This window comes from Actinoplanes sp. NBRC 103695, assembly GCF_030269485.1.
GTDB lineage: Bacteria > Actinomycetota > Actinomycetes > Mycobacteriales > Micromonosporaceae > Actinoplanes.
Genome location: NZ_BSTL01000094.1, coordinates 1 through 2,321, shown reverse-complemented (window position 1 = coordinate 2,321; position 2,321 = coordinate 1). Strand labels below are relative to the sequence as shown.

At 65.5% G+C, this 2,321-nt stretch carries 3 protein-coding genes and 1 pseudogene; 2 read left to right on the top strand and 2 right to left on the bottom strand.

The annotated features are described in order from the left end of the window. Positions 1-126: 126 nt before the first annotated feature. Together QSK31_RS48385 and QSK31_RS48380 are read right to left on the bottom strand one after the other, a co-directional pair. Complete coding sequence (locus tag QSK31_RS48385) at positions 127-564, bottom strand: hypothetical protein (RefSeq protein WP_285691972.1); 438 nt, start codon at positions 562-564, stop codon at positions 127-129. Continuing rightward, complete coding sequence (locus QSK31_RS48380) at positions 561-1,394, bottom strand: IS5 family transposase (protein WP_352244880.1); 834 nt, start codon at positions 1,392-1,394, stop codon at positions 561-563. Before QSK31_RS48380 ends, QSK31_RS48385 begins: the two co-directional genes overlap by 4 nt. A 191-nt stretch (positions 1,395-1,585) precedes the next feature. On the opposite strand from QSK31_RS48380, the pseudogene QSK31_RS48375 reads away from it, so the two are divergent. Continuing rightward, positions 1,586-1,846, top strand: a pseudogene (locus QSK31_RS48375) (ISAzo13-like element transposase-related protein); the annotation flags it as partial. 97 nt (positions 1,847-1,943) lie between these two features. Beyond that, entirely contained in the window at positions 1,944-2,243 is a 300-nt protein-coding gene (locus QSK31_RS48370) for a hypothetical protein (RefSeq protein ID WP_285691974.1), read from the top strand. Positions 2,244-2,321: the final 78 nt, after the last annotated feature.

Below are 2,321 nucleotides of genomic sequence, written 5' to 3'. Positions count from 1 at the left end.
CGCCACGAGCGTGCCCGACCTCAGCCACACCCACCACGTCACGCCATCGAGCGACGACGAAACACCTGGAACCGGGCCGAGCACACCACAACCCGCGAAAGCGGCAGGCGGGCACTTACTGCCCTCTCAGAGGGTGGTCCGTGGGGCTATGTCCGGTTCGGTTTGAGGGTGAAGAGGCCGGGTTGGGTCTCTGTCAGGATGTGCCGGTTGACCAGGCGTTTCAGCTTGGCGCGGATGCCTTCGGTGTCCTTCGGTGTCCTTCGGTTCGGTGCCGATGCCGAGGGCCAGGCAGACGTCCTTCGCGCGCAGGGCGTCGCGATCGGGAGTGAACACGGCGAGGATCTGCTGGTAAGGCTCGCTGATGACGGCCGGCTCAGACGTGGTCACCTCGTGTTCGAGGATCTTGGTCAGGGTCTGGCGGGTGGTCGCCAGATCGGCCAGCTCACACTCGATGCCGGCCACCTCGGCGGCGAGTTTGGCCTGCTGCTCACGTAACTCGTCGCGGGCGGCGGCCGCGGCGGCTTCCCGGGCGGCAATCAGGTCCAGAATGGTCGTGGTGTTCACGTCGGATCCCGCCAGGACGGTGTGCTGCTGCCGGTCAGCCGGCGCACGAGGTTGGCCGCCGACGCCCACAGCGTGCGCGACGCGGACGACTCCGGGCGGCTCTCGTACTCACGGACCAGGCGCCGGTGCAGCATCAACGTGCCGTTGATCTGTTCGACCACCCACCGTTTCGCGATCGGCACGAACCCCGGCTTCGTGTCGGATGGCTTGACCACCTCGACGTCGACGCCGAGCAGGGCGCCGTGGATGCCCAGGTCGTGTTTGAAACCGGCGTCCACCCACGCCCGGGTGACGGTCGGGGTGTGCTCGACGACCTTGTCCAGCAGCCGCACGCCGATCACGGTGGTGGTGACCGACGCGGCGGTCACCACCACCGCGATGATCAACCCGAGCGCGTCCACCGCCAGCCCACGCTTACGGCCCGGCACCTTCTTCCCGGCGTCCTTACCCGTGGTCGCGGCGGGAACGTGGTTCGCGGCGCGGATCGACTGGGTGTCCAAGATGATCGCGGACGGATCTTCCCGGCGGCCGGCTTTCTCCCTGGCCTGGCAGCGCAACAGATCGTGAATGGCCTGGTCGGTGCCGTCGTCACGCCACAACGCGAAGTAGTAATAGGTTGCGGACTTCGGTGGCAAGTCATGCGGCAGATAAGCCCACTGACAGCCGGTCCGGTTCTGATAGAAGATCGAGTTCAGGATCTCCCGCAACGAGTAGCGGCCCTGATGCCCCGACACCGACGGATGCCGCGCTTTCCACGCGTCCAGGAACGGGCCCACCACCGCCCACTGCTCATCGGTGAGGTCGCTGGGATACGCCTTCCGTTCGCCCATGACCTGCTCAACCAGCATGCCCACCGAGCAGACATCGGCGCAGCTCGAAGGTCACGACATTGAGCGATGACGAACTACGGAAAACTCACAAACCGCCCTCTCAGGCAACGACAACGCCACCAACGCGACGCGTCACGACCAAGACATCACCCTGCACCTGCGATAGTTCAGTCTTCAGACAACGGCATTGGCCCGATACCAGCAAATGGAACAAGATCGAGCACCGGCTGTTCTGCCACATCACCATGAACTGGCGCGGGCGGCCCCTGACCAGTCACGAAGTCATCCTGCAGTCCATCGCGGCGACCACGACCGGGACCGGACTGAGCGTGCACGCCCAGCTCGACACCGGTGAATACCCCACCGGCATCCAGATCAGCGACGCCCAGATAGCCGCCCTCCCCATCGCCCAGCACACCTTCCACGGCGACTGGAACTACACCCTGCACCCACCGACCACCGACCACCGACGCCGACACCGCCGCGGCGACCGGCGACGACGCCCACAACCCGGCACCGGACACGTTGGCGCATCACGCATTCACTGGCATGACCACCGAAGAACTGACCACCCTGACCACCGCCCTCAACACCCTGCGCGACACCCGTCAAGAAGCCATCCACACGGCATACCGAGAATCCCTGGACACCGCCGACCGCAACGGAACCCGCCCCACGCCCCCCGATCCGGACGGCCATCCACATTCGCGTTCAATGACCGGGTCCTGGCCACCGTCCTGCACCTTCGCTTGGGCCTACCCGACAACACTCTCGCGCAACTGTTCACCACAAGCCGCGCCACCTGAGTTCCCCCCGGTTTGGTGGAGCCTCTCAAACATGATCGACTGATCATGGGGAGGACGTTCTGTGGCCGCACCGAAGAAGTACCCCGACGAACTGAGGGCGCGTGCTGTGCGTCTGTATCGC